A 25,994-nucleotide genomic window follows, 5' to 3' on the forward strand; every position below is an offset into this window, starting at 1 on the left:
CTCTGCAATTTATTATATAACAGATGGTTAAGGGATAAAAATGCAAGGTGCAAGATGTCTTTGCTATTTTCAACTTTATAAGAAGAGATATGTCTTGAAACAAAGGTTCACGATAAAGGGGTGTTACATAACATTGTTTAGTAACACTGCCATAAGTGTTGCCTTTCCCAAAATTAATCCCTAATTTGCGGACCACTAAATAAATGGTATGTGAGAAACATACTGAGTAATTACTAAAATCTTATATATTATGAAAGTATATCAGACAAATGAAATCAAGAACATAGCCTTGTTAGGTAGTTCTGGCGCTGGGAAAACCACTCTCGTGGAAGCGATGCTTTTCGAGAGTGGGGTTATAAAACGTCGCGGAACTGTTGCCGCCAAAAATACCGTGAGCGATTATTTCCCTGTTGAACAAGAGTATGGTTACTCCGTTTTCTCCACCGTTCTCCATGTAGAATGGAATAATAAAAAACTTAATATTATTGACTGTCCGGGTTCGGACGACTTCGTAGGCAGTACAGTGACTGCACTAAATGTGACCGACACAGCAATCATCCTTCTCAACGGCCAATATGGCGTCGAAGTCGGCACGCAAAATCATTTCCGATATACAGAAAAGTTGAAAAAACCCGTTATTTTTCTGGTCAACCAGCTTGATAATGAAAAATGCGACTATGATAATATCCTCGAACAACTGAAAGAAGCATACGGTTCTAAAGTGGTTCCTATCCAATATCCCATCAGTACGGGTCCCGGCTTTAACGCTTTGATTGACGTATTGTTGATGAAGAAGTATTCGTGGAAACCCGAAGGCGGTGCCCCGACGATTGAAGATATTCCGGCAGAAGAAATGGATAAGGCGATGGAAATGCATAAGGCATTGGTAGAAGCTGCAGCCGAAAATGACGAAGGTCTAATGGAGAAATTCTTCGAGCAGGAATCTCTTTCGGAAGACGAAATGCGCGAAGGTATCCGCAAGGGGCTGATTGCCAGAGGTATGTTCCCGGTATTCTGCGTTTGCGGAGGCAAGGACATGGGTGTTCGCCGATTGATGGAATTTTTGGGCAATGTCGTTCCTTTTGTTTCAGAAATGCCGAAGGTCGAGAATACGGAAGGCAAAGAAGTGGCTCCTGATTCGAACGGTCCCGAATCTCTTTATTTCTTCAAGACAAGTGTGGAACCGCATATCGGTGAAGTTTCCTATTTTAAGGTAATGAGCGGTAAAGTCCATGAAGGCGATGATTTGCTGAACGCTGACCGTGGTTCGAAAGAACGTATCGCGCAAATCTATGTGGTGGCCGGTGGCAACCGTGTGAAAGTGGAAGAATTGCAGGCCGGTGATATTGGAGCTGCCGTGAAACTGAAAGACGTGAAAACCGGTAATACGCTGAATGGTAAGGATTGCGACTATAAATTCAATTTTATCAAATTTCCGAATTCTAAATATACCCGTGCCATCAAGCCTGTCAATGAATCGGATGTGGAAAAGATGATGAGTATCCTGAATCGCATGCGCGAGGAAGACCCGACATGGGTAATCGAACAATCAAAAGAACTGAAACAGACGTTGGTGCACGGTCAGGGAGAATTCCATCTTCGTACTTTGAAATGGCGTTTGGAAAACAACGAAAAGCTTCAGGTAAAATATGAAGAACCGAAAATTCCATATCGTGAAACAATTACCAAAGCTGCCCGTGCGGACTATCGTCATAAGAAACAATCCGGTGGAGCCGGTCAGTTTGGGGAAGTTCACCTGATCGTAGAACCTTATAAAGAAGGTATGCCCATACCTGAAACTTATAAATTCAATGGACAGGAATTTAAGATTACCGTGAGAGGTACTGAAGAGATACCGTTGGAATGGGGTGGCAAGCTGGTGTTTGTCAACAGTATTGTCGGTGGTTCTATCGACGCCCGCTTCCTGCCTGCTATTATGAAAGGTATTATGTCTCGTATGGAGCAGGGACCGTTGACCGGTTCGTATGCCCGTGATGTGCGTGTCATTGTTTACGATGGCAAGATGCACCCGGTAGATTCGAATGAAATCTCCTTTATGCTTGCCGGACGCAATGCCTTTAGCGAAGCGTTCAAGAATGCAGGGCCGAAGATTCTGGAACCGATTTATGATGTGGAAGTGTTTGTGCCGTCCGACAGGATGGGAGATGTGATGGGTGACCTTCAGGGACGTCGAGCCATGATTATGGGTATGAGTAGCGAGAAGGGCTTTGAGAAACTGGTTGCTAAAGTACCTTTGAAGGAAATGTCCTCTTACTCAACGGCACTTAGTTCGTTGACGGGCGGACGTGCTTCGTTCATCATGAAATTCTCTAGTTATGAGCTTGTTCCGACGGATGTTCAAGATAAATTAATTAAAGATTTCGAGGCTAAACAAACCGAAGAATAATTCATAATCCTCTTAATAGTGTTAAAATCGCCTTCTTTTTTAAGTAAAAGAAGGCGGTTTTTGTTTAACTATGATTAATAAAGATGGAAAAACGCAAGGAAAAGATTTAATTTTTTATTAAATTTGCAAACCAAAGGAGGGTTTATATTGTTGTAGTAATCAGAATACGACCTTAATATCTCCTTTCGGTTAATTTCCGGGAAGTTCCGGTTAAATCAAGTTAATGGATTAGGAGTGTTAATTAGGGAGTGTTAATTTTGTTGCTATGAAGAAGTCAACAATTTGGATATTAGGTATTGTAATGGGGCTTTCCTTCCTTAGCTTGCTGTATTTGCAGGTAAGTTATATAGAGGAAATGATGAAAACCCGGAAGGAACAGTTTGATTCGGCTGTACGCAATAGCTTGGATCAGGTTTCAAAGGATGTGGAATATGCGGAAACGCAACGTTGGTTGATTGAAGATGTTTCTGAAGCTGAGAGAAAAGCTCTGATTGAGAACAATGCTTCATTGCAGCAGAATGACTTGGTTCAGCAGACGCAACGGTTTACGATGAAGTCGAAAGATGGAAAGGTATATACAGATTTTGAGTTGAAGGTGATGACAACCAAACCATCCGAACTTCCGAAGGCTATGATTTCTCCTTACAGGGGGACAAAAACGATTCCGGAAACCTCGCGTTCACTGATAGAGGCTATCAAAAACCGATATATGTATCAACGCGAATTGCTGAATGAAGTGGTTTGGCAGATGATTTATCGGGCAAGTGACAAGTCGATTGGAGATAGGGTACGTTTTGGGGACTTGAATGGTTATCTGAAATCGAACCTATATAATAATGGTATAGACTTACCTTTTCACTTTATGGTGATTGATAAGGACGGACGGGAAGTCTACCGTTGTGCGGATTATGACGGAAAGGGAAGTGACGAGTTTTATCAGCAGGCGTTGTTCAAGAACGACCCGCCTGCAAAGATGAGCGTATTGAAGGTGCATTTTCCGGGAAGAAGGGATTATCTTTTTGACTCGATCAGTTTCATGATTCCGTCGTTGATATTTACAATAGTATTGTTAGTGACATTCATCTTTACGATTTATATTGTATTCCGTCAGAAGAAGTTGACGGAAATGAAGAATGACTTTATCAACAATATGACGCATGAATTTAAAACGCCGATATCCACCATTTCATTGGCGGCGCAGATGCTGAAAGACCCCGCGGTGGGAAAATCCCCGCAGATGTTCCAGCATATATCGGGAGTGATTAATGATGAAACCAAGCGCTTGCGCTTCCAGGTGGAAAAGGTGCTCCAGATGTCGATGTTCGATCGTCAGAAGTCGACGTTGAAGATGAAGGAGATTGATGCGAATGAGCTGATAACAGGAGTTATCAATACCTTTACGCTGAAAGTAGAACGATATAATGGTAAGATAACATCGAACCTTGAGGCCACTGATCCTGTTATATTTGCAGATGAGATGCATATCACAAATGTAATCTTTAATCTGATGGATAACGCGGTGAAATATAAGAAGCCGGAAGAGGATTTGGAGTTGAAAGTGAGAACATGGAATGAGTCGGGTAAGCTGATGATTTCGATACAAGACAACGGTATCGGTATCAAGAAGGAAAACCTGAAAAAGATATTTGAAAAGTTCTATCGTGTGCATACGGGTAATCTGCACGATGTGAAGGGCTTTGGGCTGGGATTGGCTTATGTGAAGAAGATTATCGTCGAACATAAGGGAACCATCCGGGCGGAAAGCGACCTGAACGTGGGAACTAAATTTATTATTGCATTACCTTTATTAAAAAATAATTGATATGGACGAGAAACTGCGTATTTTATTATGCGAGGATGACGAAAATCTTGGCATGCTTTTAAGAGAATATTTACAGGCAAAAGGTTATTCTGCTGAGTTATTTCCTGATGGCGAAGCCGGTTATAAGGCTTTCTTGAAGAATAAATATGACTTGTGCGTGTTTGACGTAATGATGCCTAAGAAAGATGGCTTCACACTGGCACAGGATGTCCGTGCAGCGAATGCTGAAATTCCTATTATCTTCCTGACTGCAAAAACGCTGAAAGAAGATATTCTGGAAGGATTTAAGATTGGTGCGGATGATTATATCACCAAACCGTTCAGCATGGAAGAATTGACGTTCAGAATTGAAGCAATCTTGAGACGTGTTCGCGGAAAGAAGAACAAAGAAAGTAATATCTATAAGATCGGTAAGTTTACCTTCGATACTCAGAAACAAATTTTGGCTTCGGAAGGCAAACAGACTAAGCTGACCACCAAAGAATCCGAATTGCTCGGATTGCTTTGCGCTCATGCCAATGAAATCCTGCAACGTGACTTTGCGTTGAAGACTATCTGGATTGATGATAACTATTTCAATGCCCGCAGTATGGACGTGTATATCACGAAACTGCGTAAGCACCTGAAAGAGGACGACTCTATCGAAATTATCAACATCCATGGAAAAGGCTATAAGTTGATTACGCCGGAAGTTGAATCTTAATGCGATTACATTCGATAACCACAAATAAAAAATCCCGGAAACATTCGTTTCCGGGATTTTTTATTGATTTCTAAGAAATTAATCAGCGATCTTCTTATTGATAATGATATAAGAAATGAGTCCCAGTACTACCAGTACTACCGAGGTACCCAGAATAGCGTTGTTGTTTACATTGCCTGTAAAGGAACAGCCCAGCAGGATAACTACTCCGACCAAGATTAAGATCAATCCCAAGTTCTTTAATAAACCTTTCATGTGTGTGTATTTTAATAGATTATTATATTCCAGTCACAAATTAAAGCATAATTCTTTAACGGGCGAAATTATTTAAATAAAAAATCCATTATAAAGATAGGATTTAGTGGATTTTATGATTTAAAGGGCTGTTTCTCTGCTTAATCCTTCGTGTTGAAGAATACCTTTTTCAATACTTCCTGCCCGATGCTCAATTCTTCGAGGGTAATGCCGTGAAGCGCTTCCTTCAACGTCTGCCCGGCAATGATACGCGCTTTTTCTTCCAGCTCTTTTCCGTCTTTGGTGAGATGGATCAGATTGGTACGGCGGTCTTTCTTATCGGAGATGCGTACTACAAGATGCTGCCGTTCCATATTGTCAATCAAACGGGTCATGCTGGGCTTGTCCTTGAAAGTTGCATTACACAACTCTTGTTGTGTAACACCGTCTTTTTCCCATAGAAAAATGAGTACGGTCCATTGCTCGGGACTGATTTCCAGGCCATTCAGACGGAAGTTACGGTACAGTTTACGGTTGATTGCCGCAGAAACCTTGCCATTCAATATGGCAAAAATAAGCCGGATGTCGAAGTTGAATTGCTCTATCATGAAATTATTGTTTAAACAACTTTGCAAAGGTAAACCACTTCGCTGATAATTCCTACATTGGGATATAAAAAAAGATTAAATATTTGTAGTTCAAAATAAATTGCCTAACTTTGCACCCGCATTTAAAAATCAAAGATTTATTTATTTAATTAAACGAAGTATGAATCAATACGAAACCGTTTTCATTTTAACTCCCGTTTTGTCTGATGTTCAGATGAAGGAAGCGGTAGAAAAATTCAAGGGTATTCTTCAAGCTGAAGGTGCTGAGATTATCAATGAGGAAAACTGGGGACTGAAGAAATTGGCTTATCCAATTCAGAAAAAGTCTACAGGTTTCTATCAACTGATTGAGTTCAATGCAGAACCTACTGTAATTGACAAGTTGGAAATAAATTTCCGTCGTGATGAACGCGTTATCCGTTTCTTGACTTTCAAGATGGATAAGTATGCTGCAGAGTATGCTGCTAAGAGAAGAAGTGTTAAATCAAACAAAAAGGAGGATTAATCATGGCACAACAAGTTCAATCAGAAATCAGATATTTAACTCCGCCGTCAGTAGACGTTAAGAAGAAAAAATACTGCCGTTTCAAAAAGAGTGGTATTAAGTATATCGACTACAAAGATCCTGAATTCTTGAAGAAATTCTTGAATGAACAAGGAAAGATCCTTCCGCGTCGTATCACAGGTACTTCTTTGAAGTTCCAACGTCGTATTGCGCAGGCTGTGAAGAGAGCTCGTCACTTGGCATTACTGCCTTATGTAACTGACATGATGAAATAAGAAGGAGGAAAAGTATGGAAATTATTTTAAAAGAAGACGTAGTAAACTTGGGATATAAGAACGATATCGTAAACGTGAAATCCGGATACGGTCGTAATTATCTGATCCCGACTGGAAAAGCTGTTATCGCTTCTCCTTCTGCAAAGAAAATGTTGGCTGAAGAACTGAAACAACGCGCTCACAAACTTGAGAAAATCAAGAAAGATGCTGAAGCTGTTGCTGCTAAGTTGGAAGGCGTTACTTTGACTATTGCAACTAAAGTTAGCTCAACCGGTACTATCTTCGGTTCTGTTGGTAATATTCAGATTGCTGAAGCATTGGCTAAATTGGGTCACGAAATTGACAGAAAGATCATCGTTGTAAAAGACGCTGTGAAAGAAGTTGGTAACTACAAAGCTATAGTTAAACTTCACAAGGAAGTTTCGGTAGAAATTCCTTTCGAGGTAGTTGCTGAATAAGAGCAAATTTACTTCATATATGAAAAGCGATTTGTTCTGAATGAATAAATCGCTTTTTTTGTTATCTTTGCTATTACTATTATGAAATTCAACTGTTGTTTTCTAAAGAAGAGGTTTTTGCTTCTGCTGATTGCTTTGGGAATTGGCAGTGCTCTTTATGCAAATAATGAGTTGAAGCTATTGACTGATTCTTTGCGTAGAGTGATAGATGAAAAACACGTCTTTGTTAAAGAGAAAGAGGATCGGATAAACCGGATAAAGTGTATGTTGAAAAGTCCCGGTTTGACTCTTGAAGGAGAATATAGAATCAATCTACGGTTATATAACGAATATAAAAAGTTTCATATTGATTCAGCCATCCATTATGTTGATCGCAATATTGAGATTTCCCGTCAGCTGAATAGACCTTATTTCACCAATCAGTCGTTTTTAAATCTTGGTTTTTTATATTCGATGTGTGGCAGGTTTCGCGAAGCGGAGATTGTTTTGAAAAGTATAAAGACTTCAGAACTTCCCAGAGATTTATTAATAAACTATTATCAAACTTATTCCAGTTTTTGGGGACACTATTCGATTTCTGTCGCCAATAATCTGTATGGCAAGCAGCAGGCTGCTTACCAGGATTCGTTGTTTGCCCTCATTGACCACACTTCTTGGGATTATCGAATGTCCCAGGCTTCTTATTATATTTGGCGTGATACACTGAAATCGAAAGAGATTTTTAAGGAACTATTGGAGATTGAAGAAGTGGGGACGCCTAATTATGCCATGATAACTCATTCGTATTCTAGGTTATGTCACCATCAGAAAAAGTATGATGAGGAAAAAAAATACCTGATGTTGTCGGCAATAGCCGATACCCGGAATGCTACGCGGGAAAATGCATCCCTGCAATCTCTTGCATTGATAGCCTATGATGAACAGAATTTAGCTGATGCCTTTAAATTTACACAGTCTGCTATCGATGACGTTATATCTTCCGGTATTCATTTCCGTGCTATCGAAATTTATAAATTCAATTCTATTATTAATACAGCTTATCAGGCGGAGCAGGCCAGATCACGGTCGCATCTGACTACTTTTCTTATTTCTACAAGTATTATCCTTTTTCTTTTAGTCCTGTTGGTGCTTTTCATCTATATTCAGATGAAAAAGACGTTGAAAATAAAACAGGCATTGGCACAGAGTAATGAGGAACTTTTGCGATTGAACAACAAACTGAATAGCATGAACAGCCGACTGAATGATACAAATAATCAGTTGTGCGAAATTAATAGTATAAAGGAGTATTATATAGCCGAATTCTTTGACGTATGCTTTAGCTATATCCATAAAATGGAGAAATATCAGAATATGCTGTATAAAATAGCTATTAATAAATACTATGATGAACTGATTAAGAAGCTAAAATCATCTGCGCTTATCGACGATGAACTTAGCGCTTTATACACTCGTTTTGATAAGGTCTTCTTGGGTTTGTATCCTACTTTTGTTTCTGATTTTAACGCTCTGTTGAAAGATGAAGAGAAAATTATTTTAAAACCGGATGCTTTATTGAATAGGGAACTTCGTATTTATGCTTTATTACGCTTGGGTATTACGGATAGTGGAAAGATAGCGAACTTTCTCCGTTGCTCTACAAGTACGGTTTATAATTATCGTACGAAAATGAGAAATAAGGCAGCCGTCGACAGGGATGAATTTGAGAATGAAATTATGAAAATTAGTTCAACACAAGAGACATAATTATTATTTTAACATTATAATACTTTCCAAATCATCTACATTTTTTTGATGTGTTAAGTTAGCTAAGTTGTTGATTAATAGTGAAAAATGCTATTTTTATATCTACATAAAGTAGCGTAAGTCAAATAAGCCGTTATTTATTTGGCTAGATTTGCAATATCAGTTTTTAGCTCATCAGTTTGGTAGTTAGAAGTTGATGTTTTATCTATTATTTGTACTTAAATTCACTATGTTTAATTATGAACACGCAATCTTCAGTAGATACGAGAATTAAAGTTGGAATTATCGGTTTTGGTAGGATGGGAAGATTCTACTGGGAAGCGATGACTAAAAGTGATCGGTGGAATATTGCTTATATTTGTGATACTAATCCGGCATCACGTCAGTTAGCCAAGAAGCTTTCTCCTAACTCTATTATATTAGAAGATAATCAAAAGATTTTTGAGGATGAAAGTGTGCAGGTAGTCGGGCTTTTCACTTTGGCTGACTCGCGGATGGAACAAATAGAAAAAGCTATTCGTTACGGTAAACACATTATTTCAGAAAAACCAGTTGCAGATACAATGGAAAATGAGTGGAAAGTTGTAGAAATGACAGAAAACACAAATCTCATTTCTACGGTAAACTTGTATCTGCGAAATTCCTGGTATCATAATTTAATGAAGGAATATATCCAGCAAGGGGAAATCGGAGAGCTGGCTATTATTCGTATTTGTCACATGACTCCCGGCTTGGCACCAGGGGAAGGTCATGAGTATGAGGGACCTGCTTTCCATGATTGTGGAATGCACTACGTAGATATTACCCGTTGGTATGCAGGATGTGATTATAAAACATGGAATGCCCAGGGAGTGAATATGTGGAACTATAAAGATCCTTGGTGGGTGCAATGTCACGGAACTTTTCAAAACGGGGTCGTTTTTGATATTACCCAGGGATTTGTATATGGGCAATTATCTAAAGACCAGACACATAATTCGTATGTAGATATTATAGGTACAAAAGGGGTTGTGCGTATGACGCATGACTTCAATACTGCTGTTGTCGACCTGCACGGTGTCAATCAGACCATCCGTGTAGAGAAACCTTTTGGCGGCAAGAATATAGACGTGTTGTGTGACCTGTTTGCTGATTCGGTAGAAACCGGAAAACGCAGTTCACGATTACCGTTAATGCGCGATTCGGCTATTGCATCCGAATATGCGTGGACATTCTTGAAAGATACCCGCAAACACGATTTGCCCGCTATTGGTAATTTGCGCACTTTGGAGCAAATACGCGAACGAAGAAAAAACATGAAAAATGGATATGGATTGTTGCACGGCAACCTTCCAAAGATTATTAACCCTTAAACAAATAAAATCATGTCAAACATTTCGAGGAGAAAGTTTCTCAAAACGGGAGCCGCTGCTTTAGCAGGTATAACCATTGCTCCTAGTACAATTTTAGGTATGAGTCACGGGCATGTGTCGCCTACTGACAAATTAAATCTTGCAGCTGTGGGTATTGGTGGCATGGGACATGCCAACATTAATCACGTAAAGGGCACTGAAAATATTGTGGCTCTTTGTGATGTGGATTGGAAGTACGCAAAAGGCGTGTTCGACGAATTCCCCAAGGCTAAAAAATACTGGGACTATCGTAAGATGTATGATGAAATGGGTAAATCTATCGACGGTGTGATTATCGCAACTGCCGACCATACTCATGCTATTATCACTGCTGACGCAATGACAATGGGAAAACATGTATATTGTCAGAAACCATTGACCCACTCTGTTTATGAATCTCGTTTGTTGACAAAACTGGCTGCATCAACGGGCGTGGTTACCCAAATGGGTAATCAAGGGGCATCGGATGAAGGTACGGATTTAGTATGTGAATGGATTTGGAATGGTGAAATCGGTGACGTAACGAAAGTAGAATGTGCAACAGACCGTCCTATTTGGCCTCAAGGATTGAATGTTCCTGAAAAGGTTGATAAAATTCCTAGCACATTGAATTGGGATTTATTTACAGGTCCTGCTAAAATGAATCCTTATAATGCTATTTACCATCCTTGGAACTGGCGTGGATGGTGGGATTACGGAACAGGTGCATTGGGGGATATGGCTTGTCATATTTTGCATCAGCCGTTTAAAGCATTGAAATTGCAGTATCCTACCAAAGTGGAAGGTTCATCGACATTATTGTTGAATGCTTGTGCTCCACAGGCACAACACGTGAAAATGATTTTCCCTGCTCGTGAAAATATGCCGAAAGTAGCTATGCCTGAAGTGGAAATACATTGGTATGATGGCGGTATGATGCCAGAACGTCCGAAAGGATTCCCAGAAGGAAAACAACTGATGCAGAGCGGTGGTGGTTTGACTATTTTCCACGGAACGAAAGATACATTGATTTGCGGATGTTATGGACAGAATCCTTGGTTGCTTTCAGGTCGTAAACCAAATGCACCGAAGGTTTGTCGTCGTGTTCCTAAAGCAATGAATGGTGGTCACGAAATGGATTGGGTACGTGCATGTAAAGAAGATAAATCTAATCGTATCATGACTAAATCTGACTTCTCAGAAGCCGGACCTATGAATGAAATGGTAGCAATGGGTGTATTGGCTATCCGTCTGCAAGCTTTGAACAAGACTTTGGAATGGGACGGTGCTAATATGTGTTTTACCAACATCGGTGATAATGAAACTATCCGGACTTGTATAAAAGATGGCTTCAAGATTCATGACGGTCATCCTACTTTCGACAAGACTTGGACAGAGCCGGTGAATGCGAAACAATTCGCAGCCGAACTGGTGAAACACAACTATCGTGAAGGCTGGAGACTGCCTGATATGCCAAGATAAGAAGAATAACTTAATCAAATAACAGAATAATATCATGAAAAAAGTATTTTATCCTTTGGCTTGTTGCCTGGTTGCGGGAGTTTTCACTTCTTGTGGTGGTCAGAAAGCCGGAAATGCTCAAGGCGAGCAGACATCAGACAAGATTGCATTGTCTTATTCAAAATCATTGAAAGCAGTGGAAGCAGACAGCTTGAATTTACCAGTTGATAAGGATGGTTACATTACTATCTTCGACGGTGAAACGTTCAACGGATGGCGTGGTTATGGTAAGGATCGTGTTCCTTCCAAGTGGACAATCGAAGATGGTTGCATCAAATTCAACGGAACCGGTGGCGGTGAAGCACAGGACGGTGACGGTGGCGACCTGATTTTTGCTCACAAGTTTAAAAACTTCGAACTGGAGATGGAGTGGAAAGTTTCTAAAGGTGGTAACTCCGGTATCTTCTATTTAGCTCAGGAAGTTACATCGAAAGATAAAGACGGTAATGATGTGCTTGAACCTATTTATATTTCCGCACCCGAATATCAGGTGTTGGACAATGCTAATCATCCGGATGCAAAATTGGGTAAGGATGGTAACCGTCAGTCAGCTTCTCTGTATGATATGATTCCGGCTGTTCCTCAAAATTCTAAACCGTTCGGTGAATGGAATAAAGCAAAGATTATGGTTTATAAAGGCACGGTTGTTCACGGACAAAACGATGAAAATGTGTTGGAATATCACCTGTGGACAAAACAGTGGACAGATATGTTGCAGGCAAGCAAGTTTAGCGAAGACAAATGGCCTTTGGCATTTGAATTGTTGAACAATTGCGGTGGCGAAAGCCATGAAGGATTTATCGGATTGCAAGATCATGGTGATGACGTTTGGTTCCGCAATATCCGTGTGAAGATTTTAGACTGACTTCACTAACTAACCACAGCTTTCACAGGTAAATGAGGATTTGTTTACTTGTGGAAGCTGTATATTTTATAACTCCTGATATCTATTATATGAGAACCCGAATTTATTTATGTGCTTTGGTCGTTCTTCTCATGATTCCGGTTGTGATGACTGCACAAACGAAGAAAAAAGCTAAAAAGGCAAAGAAAGAAGTAGCTATTCAGCTCTATTCTGTTAGAGATATATTGAATAAGGTGGACAATAAGGACGGTAAATGTGATCCGGCTTATACTGCTATTCTCGAGAAATTGGCAAAAATGGGTTATACCGGTGTTGAAGCAGCCAATTATAATAATGGTAAATTTTACGATAGAACTCCCCAGCAATTCAAGAACGATGTCGAGTCGACTGGAATGAAAGTCTTGTCTTCCCATTGTACACGTGGATTGTCTAAAGAAGAATTGGCTTCCGGCGATTATTCGAAGTCACTTGAATGGTGGGACCAGTGTATTGCAGACCATAAGGCAGCAGGTATGAAATATATTGTAGCTCCCTGGATGGATGTTCCTAAAACACTGAAGGATTTGGAAACTTACTGTACCTATTACAATGAAATAGGCAGACGTTGTAAGCAACAAGGCTTGCAGTTTGGTTATCATAATCATGCCCATGAATTCCAAAAAGTGGAAGGTAACGTGATGTATGACTATATGCTGGAACATACGAATCCCGAATACGTTTTTTTCCAGATGGATGTTTACTGGGTGGTTCGCGGACAAAACAGTCCGGTCAATTATTTTAATAAATATCCGGGCAGATTCAAGATATTCCATATCAAAGACCACAGGGAAGTCGGTCAAAGCGGAATGGTAGGTTTCGATGCAATCTTTAATAATGCAAAGACGGCAGGTGTGAACTATCTTGTTGCTGAAATCGAGAAATATAGTATCCCGGTAGAAGAGAGTGTAGAAGTGAGTCTGGATTATTTATTGGATGCTCCTTTTGTGAAAAATTCCTATTCCAAATAATGCCTGTTTCCAATAGTATAAACAGCTAACAATAAGGCATAAAAAAAGTCTGTGCATGCTTTGTGCATGTCAGACTTTCAATTCTCTCAAGCTGTTGAATATTATTCAGCTACAGTTTCAGTTACTTCTACTGCTACGCTATCAGTTGCTGTAGTATCTGCTGCTGCCTGTTCTGCTTCAAGAGCTGCTGCTTCTACTGCTGCGATTGAATCAGCGATACGGATAGAGTCTGCAGTTGCTTTTGCTGCGTCAGCTGCTTTGTTACCACAAGATGCGAATGATACTGCTACGATAGCTACGGCCATCAAAACTAATTTTTTCATTTTCTTTGCTTTTTAAAAACGTAATACAATCAATTGCTTTATTAAAACGGTGCAAAGGTATGTACTTTTTCAATATGTTGTTCTCGAAAAGCCAACTATTTTTATATTTTTTTTGGTAACGGCCCTCTTTTTTGCTCTTCACCTATGTTTAAGAACATATTATTCGACAGCTATACTGTTATATAAGTATCTTTTGATACTTCTTTTTGGCGTTTTCTCGAATTCTGTAGGATAGAGTTGTATCTTGCTGATTTTCTCGTAAGCGGCTACGTTGGCATTCAGGTTCTTGAGGTTTTCGTCCATGATTGTTTTCAGGTTGTCGGGGGTGTTCAATCCGAGTGAATCCAGCGCTTCGTAATCGGCATAGACAAGTGCTATCAACTTCTTATTACGTTCGATGACGATACTTTCGAGGATAAACGGCAGGTTGTTGAGCTTCGTTTCCAATTCTTCCGGGAAGATATTCTGTCCGCTAGAACTTAAGATCATAGTCTTGAGTCGTCCCCGGATGAAAATATTTCCATTGCTGTCCATAGAGCCGAGATCACCTGTGCGTAACCAGCCGTCTTGCGTGAATACTTCCTGCGTTGCTTCCTGGTTCTTGTAGTAGCCAACCATCACATTTTCTCCCCGAACCTGGATTTCTCCGGTTTCTGCTTCCGGGTTTTCCTTGTAGATACGGGCTTCCATAATATCCAGAATCTTACCGGAAGAACCCAATACAAATTCATTCCATGGAGCATAGCTGATAAGCGGACCACATTCTGTCATTCCGTAACCGATGGTAAAAGGGAACTTGATTTTATAGAAAAACTCTTCCACTTCCTTATCCATAGCGGCACCGCCGATGATGATTTCTTTGAAACGTCCGCCCAATGCGTCGATGAGTCGTTTGCGTATCTGATTATAAATCTGGGTGTCGAGCAAGGGAATATTAAGCGCCCACTTCATTCCTTTCTTATTAATAAGAGGTTGGATGATATTCTTGTATATTTTCTCGATGACGAGTGGGACGGTGATAATCAGATTCGGTTTCACTTCCTCAAAAGCCTTCATAATGATTTTGGGCGAAGGCGTTTTCCCGAGCAAAGTGACATGTGTGCCGACGGCTGTTGCTGTCAGAAAGTCGAACGCACAACCGTAAGCATGCGCCAGCGGAAGGAAGGAAAGCACCTTGTCCCCCTTTTTGAGTAATTCGGTACGGATCCCGAAAGTGACGTTTCCGGCGAGATTATTGCCGGTTAGCATGACCCCCTTGCTGAAGCCGGTAGTGCCGGACGTATAGTTCAGGAGCATTACTTTGTCATTGGACAAAGTAGTGTATTGTACATCTTCGCGTGTAAAACCTTTCGGATAAGAAGAGTGCATTTCCTTATTGGTATTTTTCAGAAACTTCTGTATCGTTTCTCCGTCACGTTGATACAGGCAACGGAAGTCAGTCAGTGAAAATACGCCCCTTAATCCGAGCAGTTTCTCTTCTTCCAGATTTTCCCAAATGCTGTCGCTTGTAAACAGGAAAACAGATTCGGAATGATTGACGATATGATGTACATCGTTAGGGGTAAAGTCTTGAAGGATAGGTACAACGATTGCGCCATAGGTGATAGTTGCCATATAGGCAATACACCAATGTGCGTTATTTTTGCCGATAACGGATATTTTATCTCCTCTGCGAAGGCTACAATGTTTGAATAACAGATGTAAACGGGCGATTTCTTCAGCTACCTCCCCGTATGTATAGTGGGTATTTTCTCCGTAATCAGTGTAACAAGGTAAATCCCAGTTTTCACGAAAACTATTTTCGTATAGTTTAATGAAATTCTCTTTAATCATTGCACGTTTTTTAGTGAATTGTGCAAAAATAGGAATAAACTTTCGTATCCAAAAGGGTTTTACTAATAATAATGTGTAACTTTGCACTAAATATGTGTTATGACAGCTTATGATAGATACCACTGTATTTCAAAATAAGACAGCCGTTTATTATACATTAGGCTGCAAATTAAATTTTTCAGAGACTTCGACTATTGGTAAAATTCTGCGTGAGGCAGGTGTACGGACTGCGCGTAAAGGCGAAAAAGCGGATATCTGTGTGGTAAATACCTGCTCTGTGACGGAGATGGCGGATAAGAAATGCCGACAAGCTATCCATCGCTTGGTAAAGCAGCATCCCGGTGCTTTTGTGGTAGTGACCGGATGTTATGCGCAATTGAAGCCCGGTGATGTGGCAAAGATAGATGGAGTAGATGTAGTGTTGGGAGCGGAACAGAAGGGAGAGTTACTTCAATATCTGGGCGACCTCCAAAAGCATGAAAAAGGAGAGGCTATCACTACTGCGACTAAAGATATCCGTTCCTTTTCTCCTTCGTGTTCACGGGGCGACCGTACGCGCTATTTCCTGAAAGTACAGGATGGATGCGATTACTTCTGTTCCTATTGCACCATTCCTTTTGCGCGCGGGCGAAGTCGTAACGGGACTATTGCTTCCATGGTTGAGCAGGCGCGGCAGGCAGTTGCTGAAGGTGGAAAAGAAATCGTTCTGACCGGAGTGAATATCGGAGATTTTGGTAAAACAACAGGAGAGAGTTTCTTTGATCTGGTAAAGGCGCTGGATCAGGTAGATGGAATAGAACGTTATCGTATTTCTTCCATAGAACCCAATCTGTTGACTGATGAGATTATCGAGTTTGTGTCTCACTCCCGCAGTTTTATGCCTCATTTTCATATCCCTTTGCAATCCGGTTGCGATGAAGTTTTGCAGTTAATGCGTCGTCGTTACGACACTGCTCTTTTTGCTTCGAAAATAAAGAAGATAAAAGAGGTGATGCCGGATGCCTTTATCGGTGTGGATGTGATTGTGGGAACCCGTGGAGAAACGTCCGATTACTTTGAACAGGCTTATCAGTTTATTGACGGACTGGATGTGACGCAACTACATGTGTTTAGCTATTCCGAGCGTCCCGGAACGCAAGCGCTGAAAATAGACTATGTGGTTTCTCCTGAAGAAAAGCATCAGCGCAGCCAACGGCTGTTGGCGCTTTCGGATGAAAAGACGCAGGCTTTCTATGCCCGTCATATCGGGCAGGTTATGCCGGTGTTGATGGAGAAATCGAAAGCAGGCACTCCGATGCATGGATTTACGGAAAATTATATCCGTGTGGAAGTGGAAAGTGATAACTCGCTCGACAATCAGGTAGTCAATGTGTGTCTGGGCGATTTTAACGAAGATAAGACAGCATTAAAAGGTACAATTCTGATATAAGCATGAAATCAAAACTCATCTATTGGCTCGTATCTACCGGAATGTGGCTTTTTTCAGCCCTTCCGTTCCGAATATTGTATATCCTTTCGGATTTTAATTATCTGTTGATGTATCGTGTGGGGAAATATCGCCGGAAAGTAGTGCGAGAGAACCTCGCGAAATCATTCCCGGAAAAGACCGATGCGGAAAGGTTGCAGATAGAGCGCAAATTTTATCGCTACCTTTCAGATTATATGTTTGAAGATTTGAAACTGCTGCATATGTCTGCCGAAGATCTCTGCCAGAGGATGACTTATAAGAATACGAAACAGTATTTGGAACTGACGGAGAAGTGCGGTGGAATTATCGTGATGATTCCCCATTATGCCAATTATGAATGGCTGATCGGGATGGGGGCGATCATGAAACCGGGAGATGTCCCCGTACAGGTGTATAAACCTTTGAAGGATAAATATCTGGACGAACTGTTCAAGCGTATCCGTTCCCGTTTCGGCGGATACAATATCCCCAAGCATTCTACTGCCCGCGAGATTATAAAATTGAAGCATGAAGGCAAAAAAATGGTGGTCGGGCTGATTACTGACCAATGGCCTAGCGGTGACAGGTATTGGACTACTTTCCTGGGGCAGGAAACTGCTTTCCTGAATGGTGCGGAACGTATTGCGAAAATGATGAATTTTCCCGTTTTCTATTGTGAATTGACGAAGAATCGCAGAGGGTATTGCGAAGCCGAATTCAAACTGATGACGGATACTCCCAAAGAGACAGCCGAAGGGGAGATAACAGAAATGTTTGCGCAGTGTCTGGAACAAACCCTTCGCAGGGAACCTGCCTATTGGCTGTGGTCGCATAAGCGATGGAAATTTACTTCGGAAGAATGTAAACGGAATGAACGGGAAGAGCAGGATAAGAAGAAAGAGCAAAACAAGGAAAAAAAACAGAAATGAAAGTATCGGTTGTCATTCTGAATTGGAACGGATGTGATATGCTTCGCACTTTTCTTCCGTCCGTAGTACGCTATTCGAAAGGGGCGGGGATAGAAGTCTGTGTGGCGGACAACGGTTCTACGGATGATTCTGTGAATATGCTTCATCGGGAATTTCCCTCTGTCCGGACAATCCTGCTTGAACAGAATCATGGTTTTGCCGACGGATACAATGTGGCTTTGCAGCAGGTGGATGCTGAATATGTCGTTCTTCTGAACTCTGATGTGGAAGTGACGGAGCGATGGTTGGAGCCGATGATTGCTTATCTCGATGCTCATCTGGAAGTAGCTGCCTGCCAGCCGAAGATACGGAGCCAGCGGCAAAAAGAATATTTTGAATATGCCGGAGCGTCGGGTGGATTTATAGATAAATACGGTTATCCTTTCTGCCGGGGACGTATTATGGGAGTAGTCGAAGAGGATAAGGGGCAGTATGATACAATTGTTCCCATATTTTGGGCAACCGGGGCGGCTTTGTTTATCCGTCGTGCCGATTATCTGAATATCGGTGGACTGGACGGGCGTTTCTTTGCGCATATGGAAGAGATTGATTTATGCTGGCGACTTCGTTCACGGGGGCGTGGGATTGTTTGCATTCCTCAAAGTGTTGTCTATCATGTAGGCGGGGCTACGCTCAAAAAGGAGAATCCTCGTAAGACTTTTCTCAATTTTCGTAATAATCTTGTCATGCTCTATAAGAATCTTCCGCAGGAAGAGTTTGATAAAGTGATGCGTGTCCGGACTTGTCTTGATTATGTGGCGGCACTTACTTTTCTACTGAAGGGAGATATAAGTAATGCTCGTGCTGTGATAAGCGCACGCAGGGAATATAAGCAGATATGTCCGTCATTTTCCTCATCCCGTGAGGAGAACCTTAGAAAAAAAACTTTGAATCCGATACCTGAACGAACAAAAAGTAGTATCTTGTGGCAGTTTTATGCGAGAGGATGCAAACGGTTCTCTCAATTGTCGGACCTAAAAGGATAACAAGATGGAAGCATCAAAAGTAAGAAGAGGCATCGGGCTGGTAGCGCATGATGCAATGAAAAAAGACCTCATCGAATGGGTACTCTGGAATTCGGAACTGCTGATGGGGAATAAATTCTACTGTACGGGTACTACCGGTACATTAATCTTAGAAGCACTGAAGGAAAAGCATCCTGGAGTGGAGTGGGATTTCACGATTTTGAAATCCGGTCCTTTGGGGGGTGACCAGCAGATGGGTTCGCGTATTGTAGATGGGCAGATTGATTATCTTTTCTTCTTCACAGATCCTATGACTTTGCAGCCGCATGACACTGATGTGAAAGCATTGACTCGTTTGGCAGGCGTAGAAAATATTGTTTTCTGCTGTAACCGTTCAACAGCGGACCATATCATTTCCAGTCCGTTGTTTATGGATCCCGATTATGAGCGTATTCATCCTGATTATTCCAGTTATACAAAACGTTTCCAGAATAAACCTGTGGTAACGGAAGCGGTAGAAGCTGTGGATAGGAGAAAGAAAAAAAAGAAATAAGAACTTTAAGATAATAACGGGCTGACTTGTCAGATAATTCTACATAAAAATGTAAATTAGGCACGGATTACACGGTTCCAATTTTAAAACTGCGAAATCCGTGTAATCCGTGCCTGAATAAGAAATATGAGTTTCCGTTTTATTTTCTGCTGCAATGCAGTTCTATTCCTGCTGATTCTACATCAGCTCCCATCGGTGGATTTCGTTTGGAAAGATGCAGTTCTATTTCTTCAAGAGCCGGGAACTGCTGAAAAAGTTTTTCAATAATCCGTCCGCCTACGTGTTCCAGTAACTTCGACGGGACAGCCATTTCTGCCATTATCACTTGATGGACTTCCGCGTAGTTGACAGTATCAGCTACTTCATCCGTTTGTGCGGCTTTGTTGATATCCACTTTCAGTTTCAAGTCAATGATGTATTCGTTTCCGATAAGGTTCTCTTGTGGCGCTACTCCGTGGTAGGCATAGCAACGAATCTCTTTCAAAAGAATATAGCTATTGTTTATCTTCATATGATGTGATGTTAGTATGGTTCTGTTTTACTTTTAACAGGTCTTTCTGGGCAACCATTTGCGGGCTTACCTTCAGAAGGACAGGAGTGAGCAGGATACAGATACTCAACGTTATAAGTTGGAGTGCATCTCTTGCTGTCTTTTATTACGGGATTCGGGCGCAAAGATACTTGATTAATTGGAATAAAAACAGGGAAGATGGAAAAATAAAAAGGTGGCTGAGTAAAGCGAAAAAAATGATTGCGTGCCGGTTCGGTTATTGCAAAAGAGAACGTCAGAAATATAAATAGCGTGGATAATACAGGTTTTCGACATTCTTAAACCGGCATTATCCGCGTTATTTATCTTACTTACATCTATTTTTCAGGATTTCTCCCAGTATATTTAATCAGTTCGCGTATCTTATCATTGAATGCATGCGCTTTCATCAACTGTTCCAATGTGATATGCATCCGGTATCTCCAGTAGTTTCGTGGGTTGGACGGAACGTTAATTCGTTCTTCCGCCACATTCGGATTTCTCAATTTTCCGTCTATGGACAACCAGTCCTGGAAAGACAAGATGCAGAGAATCGAGTTGCTGTTAAGATGATTGCGTACAATCTCTTCGCACAATTCAGGAGTCGCGACGGCAGGAGCAACACCGTAATGTCCTAATATCGTGTTGTAATACCGTTGTGTCTGCTGATAATCCTCTTCCCACCAGCCGCGTAGCGTAGACATATCATGTGTGGAAATTGTGCAGACAGACCGATACGGATATTCATCCAAATGCCCGAACTCATGCATCGGGTTCTTGGGCATCCGCTGAATTTCCAGGCTGAGAATGCGTAAATCGTTCATTACTGACGCTACGCAAGCGGGAATCATTCCCAAATCTTCTCCACATACCAACATACGGGTGGATTGTGTTAATTGTGGCAACTTCTTCATTGCCTGCTGGAGCCAGAATTCATTGTGGCGGTGATAATAATATTGGTCGTAGAGTTTATTGAACGCATTCTTGTCCTCTTCGGCTAATGACCGGAAGATAAAATCACGTTGCACGCCAATGCGGGGATGGTACTTGCCTTTCTCTTTTGTGTCCGGCACAAACAAGACATCACTGATTAAAGAATACAATCCATCCCGGATCCAAATACTGTCCTCGTCGTTTTTACCGGCAAAGAATTGTTTCACTTCCTGTTGCGTTTCAAATCCCGGCTTCATGCAATAAATCCCGGGTTTATCAGTCAATTGAAGGAAATCTTGTTTCACAAGATGAGTATAAGGACCGAATAGCTGTCCGAGGAATGACTCATGGATAAATGGTCTCAGATATTCTTCCCGGAAGGTAAAACCATAACTTTCTATCTCTTCCCGGCTCATAGGCAAAGAAGGGACAAACTGCCCTAGTAATCCGTGTACGGCATGCATCGGTATTTCCCAAATACGGAAAAATCCGAGAATATGGTCGATTCGGTAAGCGTCAAAGTATTCTGCCATTTTCTGGAAACGTTTCATCCACCATCGGTATCCGTCTTTTTCCATCACGTCCCAGTTGTATGTGGGGAATCCCCAATTCTGTCCGTTGACGGAGAAATCATCGGGTGGAGCGCCTGCCTGTCCGTTCAGGTTAAAATAATGAGGCTCGGTCCAGGCTTCCACACTGTTGCTACTGATGCCTATAGGGATATCCCCTTTCAATACAACACCGTTCTCGCGGGCATATTTAGTTGCCGCCAATAATTGCAGATGCAGATGATACTGGATGAAATAATATAGCGCGATATGCGGATAGTCTGCCGTCTCCGGTTGGCACATCTTTTCTATTTCCTGTGCATTGTAAACCGAAAATTTCGGCCATTCACGGAAATTAGGTGTCCGGTAAGCATCACGCAGATAGCTGAAGACAGCATAAGGCTGCAACCACTCTTTATTAGCTACAAAGAATGCTTTAAACCCTTTGGAAGCCAGCACCTTCTCGCCTTCCTGCCGGAAGATTAAACGGAAGAATTCCCACTTGGTCTGATTGACTGCTTCATAGTCAATGGCAGTCAGGTTGTTCAATTCTTTTTGTTTCTTGCTGAATCCGGCGGCGACCTCTTTGTCTTTCAATGTTCCCATCTGTCTTAAATCAGCATACATCGGATGGAAAGCATAGATAGAAATGCTATTATAAGGATAAGAGTCCGTCCATGCATGCGTCATGGTCGTGTCGTTAATAGGCAAAATCTGGATAACTTTCTGATGCGTACATACAGCCCAGTCGATCATACGTTTCAAGTCACCGAAATCGCCGACTCCGAAACTCTTCTCTGATTTCAGCGAGAATACAGGAATGGCAATGCCGGAGCCTTTCCATGCCGGAATATCAAAATAAGCATACCGGTCGGAAATCACGAGCGTTTCGTTCGTCTTTATTTCCGGGTCTGCCAGATAGCGGTTAGGGTTCTTTTCCCAGCACTCCACTGTTTTCTCCTGCTTGTTGTAAAGAACAAACTTGTATTCCAGCGGATATTTGAGTTTGCTGGCATTCAGTTCCACTTGCCATTCCGGGAAGTTGGCATCACTCATCAGGACAGCATTCTCCGGATTCCAGTTGCCTAATGCCTTCTGGTTGCCACAAATTCCCAGACAGTAATTCTTGTTAATTCGCGGGGCATAAGCTTTGATAACCAGTCCTTTCTTATGACCTTGCGGAATACTGTCTCTTTCGGGATGCGCTAATAAAGCTTCCGTAAAAGCGGAACTGTAAAAGTATAGTTGCTCGGGAATGTTTTTCCAGCAGTCGTTGATTCTGTATTTCTTCCTGGGGACACCGGATAAGAAAATACATCGTGGGAAGTTGTCCCATTCTTTGCGGGTAACAATTCCGTTTTGTTCTATCTGGTAGTTATAATGGACAGTCAATCCTTCCTGGGGAACTTCAAGCTCCAGTTCTGCTGTCCAGTATATGCCATCTGTTGTGTGCATGGGGACAGATTCCGTAGACAAGCCGGCAAGCCTCACTTCTTCCCCCCAGTTGGTGCGATATTCGATGTTAAATGATAAAATCATATATATTAGATTTTGATTGAATATGTAAGACACTGCAAGTATAAGACATTTTTTTGAATAAAAAATAAAAGGAGCCCTCGCGGACTCCTTTTAACCTTTTGTTTATATATTAATTAACATACGTAAGATGTTTATCCACATCTGGAAGCACCGCAACTTGTGCAGATCAGGCAACCTTCCTGATAAATCAAAGTTTCATTACCGCAGTTCGGACATTTCTTACCTTTGGCTTCGGTTCCATCTTGAATATACTTCTTCAAGGCACGTTCCACACCATTTTTCCAGGTGTTGATATTTTCGCTATTCAATTGCAGGGAGCCTACCAGTTTGATCACCTGCTCAATCGGCATCCGGTAGCGAAGTACTCCCGAAATCAATTTCGCATAGTTCCAATATTCCTTGTTAAACTTCTCTGACAATCCTTCGATAGTTGTCTTATATCCGCGTTTGTTCTCAAATTGGAAGTCGTAACGTTTCGTGCCGTCCTCGTCAACGTTCTTGATGATACGTCCGGAAGTTATGCTCTTGGGCAACAGGATACCTTCGTCATCATCCTGCAAACCGGTGAAGATTTCATAAGGATGTCCGTCCAGCAAGCCGACGAAAGCCACCCATTTCTCCTTGTTATTCTGGAAACGCACTACGTCTGCTTCCAATATTCTCGGACGTACCTCTACAACCGTAGGCGGTTTGCAAGGAGGAAGTCCTTCTTTTTTGTCTTTATTCGATTTCGTAGATATCAATACACCGGAACGTGAACCGTCACGATATACGGTACAGCCTTTACAACCGGATTTCCATGCTTCTACATACAGGCGGTTCACCAAATTCTCGTCTACGTCATTCGGCAGATTGATTGTCACGCTGATGGAGTGGTCTACCCATTTCTGGATTCTTCCCTGCATCTTCACTTTCATCAACCAGTCAACATCGTTGGAAGTAGCTTTATAGTAAGGAGATTTAACCACCATTTCGTCAATCTCTTCCTGTGTATAACGTCTTGCAGGGTCGTAGCCGTTCGCTTCCATCCACGTAACGAATTTGTGGTGGAATACGATATATTCTTCGAATGCGTCTCCGGTTTCGTCAACGAAGTCTACATGTACATTTGTGTCGTTCGGATTCACCTTTCTTCTACGCTTGTAAACAGGCAGGAATACAGGCTCGATACCCGAAGTTGTCTGAGTCATCAGACTGGTTGTTCCGGTAGGAGCAATAGTCAGACAAGCGATATTACGGCGTCCGTACTTTTTCATATCTTCGTACAGTGCCGGATCTGCTTCCGCCAAACGTTGGATGAAAGGATTGTTCTGTTCACGTTTGTTATCGTATATCTCGAAAGCACCACGCTCTTTAGCCATTTCTACTGAAGAACGATAGGCACCGAGAGCTATTGTCTTGTGTACTTTTTCAGAGAATTCCGTTGCTTCTTCCGTTCCGTAACGCAGTCCCAAAGCGGCAAGCATATCCCCTTCGGCAGTGATACCTACACCAGTACGGCGACCCTGTCCGCTCTTCTTGTATATTTTCTCCCAAAGTGTACGTTCCGCATATTTCACTTCTTCGTTTTCCGGGTCTTCATCAATTTTCTTCATGATGCGCTCGATCTTCTCCAGTTCGAGGTCAATGATATCGTCCATGATGCGTTGAGCCAAAGCTACGTGCTTTTGGAATAAGTCAAAATCGAAGTATGCATCCGGCTTGAAAGGATTAACTACATACGAATATAGATTGATTGCCAACAGGCGGCAAGAGTCATAAGGACACAAAGGAATTTCACCACATGGGTTAGTCGATACGGTTTTGTAACCCAAGTCGGCATAACAGTCGGGCACAGACTCACGGATAATCGTATCCCAGAACAATACACCCGGTTCTGCTGACTTCCATGCATTATGAACAATCTTCTTCCATAAAGTAGAAGCGTCGATTTCTTTGGTGAATACGGGATTGGCAGAGTCGATAGGATACTGCTGTACATAAGGCTTTTCATCTATGGCGGCCTGCATGAAAGCATCGTCCAGTTTTACCGATACATTTGCTCCGGTCACCTTTCCCTCTGTCATCTTGGCGTCGATAAAGGCTTCCGAGTCCGGATGCTTGATAGACACGCTTAGCATCAATGCACCGCGGCGTCCGTCCTGAGCTACTTCACGGGTCGAGTTAGAATACCGTTCCATGAATGGGACAAGACCTGTGGAAGTCAGTGCGGAGTTGTTGACGGGAGAACTTTTCGGGCGGATATGTGACAGGTCATGTCCTACGCCACCACGTCTTTTCATTAATTGTACCTGTTCTTCATCGATTTTGATGATGGCACCGTAAGAATCGGCAGCGCCATCTACACCGATAACGAAACAATTGGATAATGATGCAACCTGGTAGTCGTTGCCGATTCCTGTCATCGGGCTACCTTGGGGAACGATGTATCTGAAGTGATCCAGTAAATCGTACAGCTCTTTTGCCGTAAGCGCATTCGGATACTTTGATTCGATGCGTGCCACTTCATTGGCAATTCTCCAATGCATGTCTTCCGGAGACTTTTCATAGATATTTCCGAAAGAATCCTTTACTGCGTATTTGTTTACCCAAACCCTTGCAGCAAGCTCGTCGCCTTGAAAATATCGTAAAGATTCTTCGTAGGCTTCGTCATAAGAATAAATTTGTTTTTCCACGATTCAAATTGTGCTAAATCTGATTTTTAATAAGTAATTTGTAGAAGTTTACTTATTGTTAACAAATGTGGCTGCAAAGCTAAGAATGTTTTTTCATCTAACAAAATAAAAATGAAACAATTTATTAACAGGTCGCAAGTTTTCCGTTTATTTGCGATAA

At 41.7% G+C, this 25,994-nt stretch carries 22 protein-coding genes and 1 pseudogene; 15 read left to right on the forward strand and 8 right to left on the reverse strand.

Features of this window, described 5'->3' with window-relative positions:
• Positions 1-250 precede the first annotated feature (250 nt).
• The 3 genes from fusA2 to rprY all read left to right on the forward strand — a co-directional run bounded on the left by fusA2 (position 251) and on the right by rprY (position 4,932).
• On the forward strand, positions 251-2,407 hold the full coding sequence (gene fusA2, locus NSB03_RS09930) for an elongation factor G2 (RefSeq protein ID WP_024987202.1): 2,157 nt from the start codon (positions 251-253) through the stop codon (positions 2,405-2,407).
• A gap of 265 nt (positions 2,408-2,672) precedes the next feature.
• Positions 2,673-4,229 carry a sensor histidine kinase gene (locus NSB03_RS09935; RefSeq protein ID WP_024987201.1) on the forward strand — a complete coding sequence of 519 codons (1,557 nt, stop codon included), beginning with the start codon at positions 2,673-2,675 and terminating at the stop codon, positions 4,227-4,229.
• Between the two features lies 1 nt (position 4,230).
• Positions 4,231-4,932 carry a response regulator transcription factor RprY gene (gene rprY / locus NSB03_RS09940; protein WP_024987200.1) on the forward strand — a complete coding sequence of 234 codons (702 nt, stop codon included), beginning with the start codon at positions 4,231-4,233 and terminating at the stop codon, positions 4,930-4,932.
• A gap of 78 nt (positions 4,933-5,010) precedes the next feature.
• Here rprY and NSB03_RS09945 read toward each other — a convergent pair whose 3' ends face one another.
• Both NSB03_RS09945 and NSB03_RS09950 read right to left on the reverse strand, forming a co-directional pair.
• A complete protein-coding gene (locus tag NSB03_RS09945) occupies positions 5,011-5,187 on the reverse strand; it encodes a hypothetical protein (protein ID WP_172503733.1) in 177 nt (58 codons plus the stop codon).
• 140 nt (positions 5,188-5,327) lie between these two features.
• Positions 5,328-5,774: a MarR family winged helix-turn-helix transcriptional regulator gene (locus NSB03_RS09950; RefSeq protein WP_024987199.1), complete on the reverse strand. Its 447-nt coding sequence runs from the start codon at positions 5,772-5,774 to the stop codon at positions 5,328-5,330.
• Between the two features lie 160 nt (positions 5,775-5,934).
• On the opposite strand from NSB03_RS09950, the gene rpsF reads away from it, so the two are divergent.
• From rpsF to NSB03_RS09990, 8 genes are all read left to right on the forward strand, one after another.
• A complete protein-coding gene (gene rpsF, locus NSB03_RS09955; RefSeq protein ID WP_024987198.1) occupies positions 5,935-6,279 on the forward strand; it encodes a 30S ribosomal protein S6 in 345 nt (114 codons plus the stop codon).
• A 2-nt stretch (positions 6,280-6,281) separates the two neighbouring features.
• Positions 6,282-6,554 carry a 30S ribosomal protein S18 gene (gene rpsR, locus NSB03_RS09960; protein ID WP_004307964.1) on the forward strand — a complete coding sequence of 91 codons (273 nt, stop codon included), beginning with the start codon at positions 6,282-6,284 and terminating at the stop codon, positions 6,552-6,554.
• Positions 6,555-6,568: 14 nt separating this feature from the next.
• Complete coding sequence (gene rplI / locus NSB03_RS09965; RefSeq protein ID WP_024987197.1) at positions 6,569-7,012, forward strand: 50S ribosomal protein L9; 444 nt, start codon at positions 6,569-6,571, stop codon at positions 7,010-7,012.
• Between the two features lie 81 nt (positions 7,013-7,093).
• A complete protein-coding gene (susR, locus tag NSB03_RS09970) occupies positions 7,094-8,758 on the forward strand; it encodes a SusR family glycan utilization regulator (RefSeq protein WP_257466365.1) in 1,665 nt (554 codons plus the stop codon).
• Positions 8,759-8,997: 239 nt separating this feature from the next.
• On the forward strand, positions 8,998-10,110 hold the full coding sequence (locus tag NSB03_RS09975; RefSeq protein ID WP_024987196.1) for a disaccharide 3-dehydrogenase: 1,113 nt from the start codon (positions 8,998-9,000) through the stop codon (positions 10,108-10,110).
• A 12-nt stretch (positions 10,111-10,122) separates the two neighbouring features.
• Entirely contained in the window at positions 10,123-11,610 is a 1,488-nt protein-coding gene (locus tag NSB03_RS09980) for a glycoside 3-dehydrogenase (RefSeq protein ID WP_024987195.1), read from the forward strand.
• A 34-nt stretch (positions 11,611-11,644) separates the two neighbouring features.
• On the forward strand, positions 11,645-12,514 hold the full coding sequence (locus NSB03_RS09985) for a 3-keto-disaccharide hydrolase (RefSeq protein ID WP_024987194.1): 870 nt from the start codon (positions 11,645-11,647) through the stop codon (positions 12,512-12,514).
• An 89-nt stretch (positions 12,515-12,603) separates the two neighbouring features.
• Positions 12,604-13,521 (forward strand): sugar phosphate isomerase/epimerase family protein, encoded by a 918-nt coding sequence (locus NSB03_RS09990; protein ID WP_024987193.1) that lies wholly within the window; start codon positions 12,604-12,606, stop codon positions 13,519-13,521.
• Between the two features lie 101 nt (positions 13,522-13,622).
• Here the strand turns inward: NSB03_RS09990 and NSB03_RS09995 are convergent, their stop codons facing one another.
• Positions 13,623-13,844: a hypothetical protein gene (locus NSB03_RS09995; RefSeq protein WP_024987192.1), complete on the reverse strand. Its 222-nt coding sequence runs from the start codon at positions 13,842-13,844 to the stop codon at positions 13,623-13,625.
• A gap of 159 nt (positions 13,845-14,003) precedes the next feature.
• Complete coding sequence (locus NSB03_RS10000; protein ID WP_024987191.1) at positions 14,004-15,677, reverse strand: long-chain fatty acid--CoA ligase; 1,674 nt, start codon at positions 15,675-15,677, stop codon at positions 14,004-14,006.
• Positions 15,678-15,786: 109 nt separating this feature from the next.
• Here NSB03_RS10000 and mtaB point away from each other — a divergent pair, with 109 nt between their 5' ends.
• Genes mtaB through NSB03_RS10020 form a run of 4 tightly spaced genes read left to right on the forward strand, consistent with a single transcriptional unit; the run spans position 15,787 to position 19,610 of the window.
• Complete coding sequence (mtaB, locus tag NSB03_RS10005; RefSeq protein ID WP_024987190.1) at positions 15,787-17,106, forward strand: tRNA (N(6)-L-threonylcarbamoyladenosine(37)-C(2))-methylthiotransferase MtaB; 1,320 nt, start codon at positions 15,787-15,789, stop codon at positions 17,104-17,106.
• Positions 17,107-17,108: 2 nt separating this feature from the next.
• Positions 17,109-18,053, forward strand: coding sequence for a lysophospholipid acyltransferase family protein (locus NSB03_RS10010; RefSeq protein ID WP_257466366.1), 945 nt, complete (start codon positions 17,109-17,111; stop codon positions 18,051-18,053).
• Positions 18,050-19,078 (forward strand): glycosyltransferase family 2 protein, encoded by a 1,029-nt coding sequence (locus NSB03_RS10015; protein WP_135035550.1) that lies wholly within the window; start codon positions 18,050-18,052, stop codon positions 19,076-19,078. Before NSB03_RS10010 ends, NSB03_RS10015 begins: the two co-directional genes overlap by 4 nt.
• Before the next feature lie 4 nt (positions 19,079-19,082).
• Complete coding sequence (locus NSB03_RS10020) at positions 19,083-19,610, forward strand: methylglyoxal synthase (RefSeq protein WP_024987189.1); 528 nt, start codon at positions 19,083-19,085, stop codon at positions 19,608-19,610.
• Positions 19,611-19,749: 139 nt separating this feature from the next.
• On the opposite strand, the gene folB is transcribed toward NSB03_RS10020, so the two are convergent.
• From folB to NSB03_RS10040, 4 genes and pseudogenes are all read right to left on the reverse strand, one after another.
• Positions 19,750-20,121 (reverse strand): dihydroneopterin aldolase, encoded by a 372-nt coding sequence (folB, locus tag NSB03_RS10025; RefSeq protein ID WP_024987188.1) that lies wholly within the window; start codon positions 20,119-20,121, stop codon positions 19,750-19,752.
• A pseudogene (locus tag NSB03_RS10030) lies at positions 20,105-20,245 on the reverse strand (acyltransferase family protein); the annotation flags it as partial. The gene folB and the pseudogene NSB03_RS10030, both read right to left, overlap by 17 nt.
• A gap of 232 nt (positions 20,246-20,477) precedes the next feature.
• Entirely contained in the window at positions 20,478-23,159 is a 2,682-nt protein-coding gene (locus tag NSB03_RS10035) for a 4-alpha-glucanotransferase (RefSeq protein ID WP_024987186.1), read from the reverse strand.
• 131 nt (positions 23,160-23,290) lie between these two features.
• On the reverse strand, positions 23,291-25,834 hold the full coding sequence (locus tag NSB03_RS10040; protein WP_024987185.1) for an adenosylcobalamin-dependent ribonucleoside-diphosphate reductase: 2,544 nt from the start codon (positions 25,832-25,834) through the stop codon (positions 23,291-23,293).
• Positions 25,835-25,994: the final 160 nt, after the last annotated feature.

This window comes from Bacteroides acidifaciens (genome assembly GCF_024623065.1).
Classification (GTDB): domain Bacteria; phylum Bacteroidota; class Bacteroidia; order Bacteroidales; family Bacteroidaceae; genus Bacteroides; species Bacteroides acidifaciens.

What these genes read in the sequence shown, in the direction of transcription:
- NSB03_RS10000 (WP_024987191.1), bottom strand. Translation starts at nt 15,677, where the DNA reads ATGATTAAAGAGAATTTCATTAAACTATACGAAAATAGTTTTCGTGAA.
- NSB03_RS10010 (WP_257466366.1), top strand. Translation starts at nt 17,109, where the DNA reads ATGAAATCAAAACTCATCTATTGGCTCGTATCTACCGGAATGTGGCTT.
- NSB03_RS10015 (WP_135035550.1), top strand. Translation starts at nt 18,050, where the DNA reads ATGAAAGTATCGGTTGTCATTCTGAATTGGAACGGATGTGATATGCTT.
- NSB03_RS09985 (WP_024987194.1), top strand. Translation starts at nt 11,645, where the DNA reads ATGAAAAAAGTATTTTATCCTTTGGCTTGTTGCCTGGTTGCGGGAGTT.
- rpsR (WP_004307964.1), top strand. Translation starts at nt 6,282, where the DNA reads ATGGCACAACAAGTTCAATCAGAAATCAGATATTTAACTCCGCCGTCA.
- NSB03_RS09935 (WP_024987201.1), top strand. Translation starts at nt 2,673, where the DNA reads ATGAAGAAGTCAACAATTTGGATATTAGGTATTGTAATGGGGCTTTCC.
- NSB03_RS09990 (WP_024987193.1), top strand. Translation starts at nt 12,604, where the DNA reads ATGAGAACCCGAATTTATTTATGTGCTTTGGTCGTTCTTCTCATGATT.
- NSB03_RS09995 (WP_024987192.1), bottom strand. Translation starts at nt 13,844, where the DNA reads ATGAAAAAATTAGTTTTGATGGCCGTAGCTATCGTAGCAGTATCATTC.
- rprY (WP_024987200.1), top strand. Translation starts at nt 4,231, where the DNA reads ATGGACGAGAAACTGCGTATTTTATTATGCGAGGATGACGAAAATCTT.
- NSB03_RS09950 (WP_024987199.1), bottom strand. Translation starts at nt 5,774, where the DNA reads ATGATAGAGCAATTCAACTTCGACATCCGGCTTATTTTTGCCATATTG.
- NSB03_RS09980 (WP_024987195.1), top strand. Translation starts at nt 10,123, where the DNA reads ATGTCAAACATTTCGAGGAGAAAGTTTCTCAAAACGGGAGCCGCTGCT.
- rplI (WP_024987197.1), top strand. Translation starts at nt 6,569, where the DNA reads ATGGAAATTATTTTAAAAGAAGACGTAGTAAACTTGGGATATAAGAAC.
- NSB03_RS09975 (WP_024987196.1), top strand. Translation starts at nt 8,998, where the DNA reads ATGAACACGCAATCTTCAGTAGATACGAGAATTAAAGTTGGAATTATC.
- mtaB (WP_024987190.1), top strand. Translation starts at nt 15,787, where the DNA reads ATGATAGATACCACTGTATTTCAAAATAAGACAGCCGTTTATTATACA.
- NSB03_RS10020 (WP_024987189.1), top strand. Translation starts at nt 19,083, where the DNA reads ATGGAAGCATCAAAAGTAAGAAGAGGCATCGGGCTGGTAGCGCATGAT.
- NSB03_RS10035 (WP_024987186.1), bottom strand. Translation starts at nt 23,159, where the DNA reads ATGATTTTATCATTTAACATCGAATATCGCACCAACTGGGGGGAAGAA.
- fusA2 (WP_024987202.1), top strand. Translation starts at nt 251, where the DNA reads ATGAAAGTATATCAGACAAATGAAATCAAGAACATAGCCTTGTTAGGT.
- folB (WP_024987188.1), bottom strand. Translation starts at nt 20,121, where the DNA reads ATGAAGATAAACAATAGCTATATTCTTTTGAAAGAGATTCGTTGCTAT.
- susR (WP_257466365.1), top strand. Translation starts at nt 7,094, where the DNA reads ATGAAATTCAACTGTTGTTTTCTAAAGAAGAGGTTTTTGCTTCTGCTG.
- NSB03_RS09945 (WP_172503733.1), bottom strand. Translation starts at nt 5,187, where the DNA reads ATGAAAGGTTTATTAAAGAACTTGGGATTGATCTTAATCTTGGTCGGA.
- rpsF (WP_024987198.1), top strand. Translation starts at nt 5,935, where the DNA reads ATGAATCAATACGAAACCGTTTTCATTTTAACTCCCGTTTTGTCTGAT.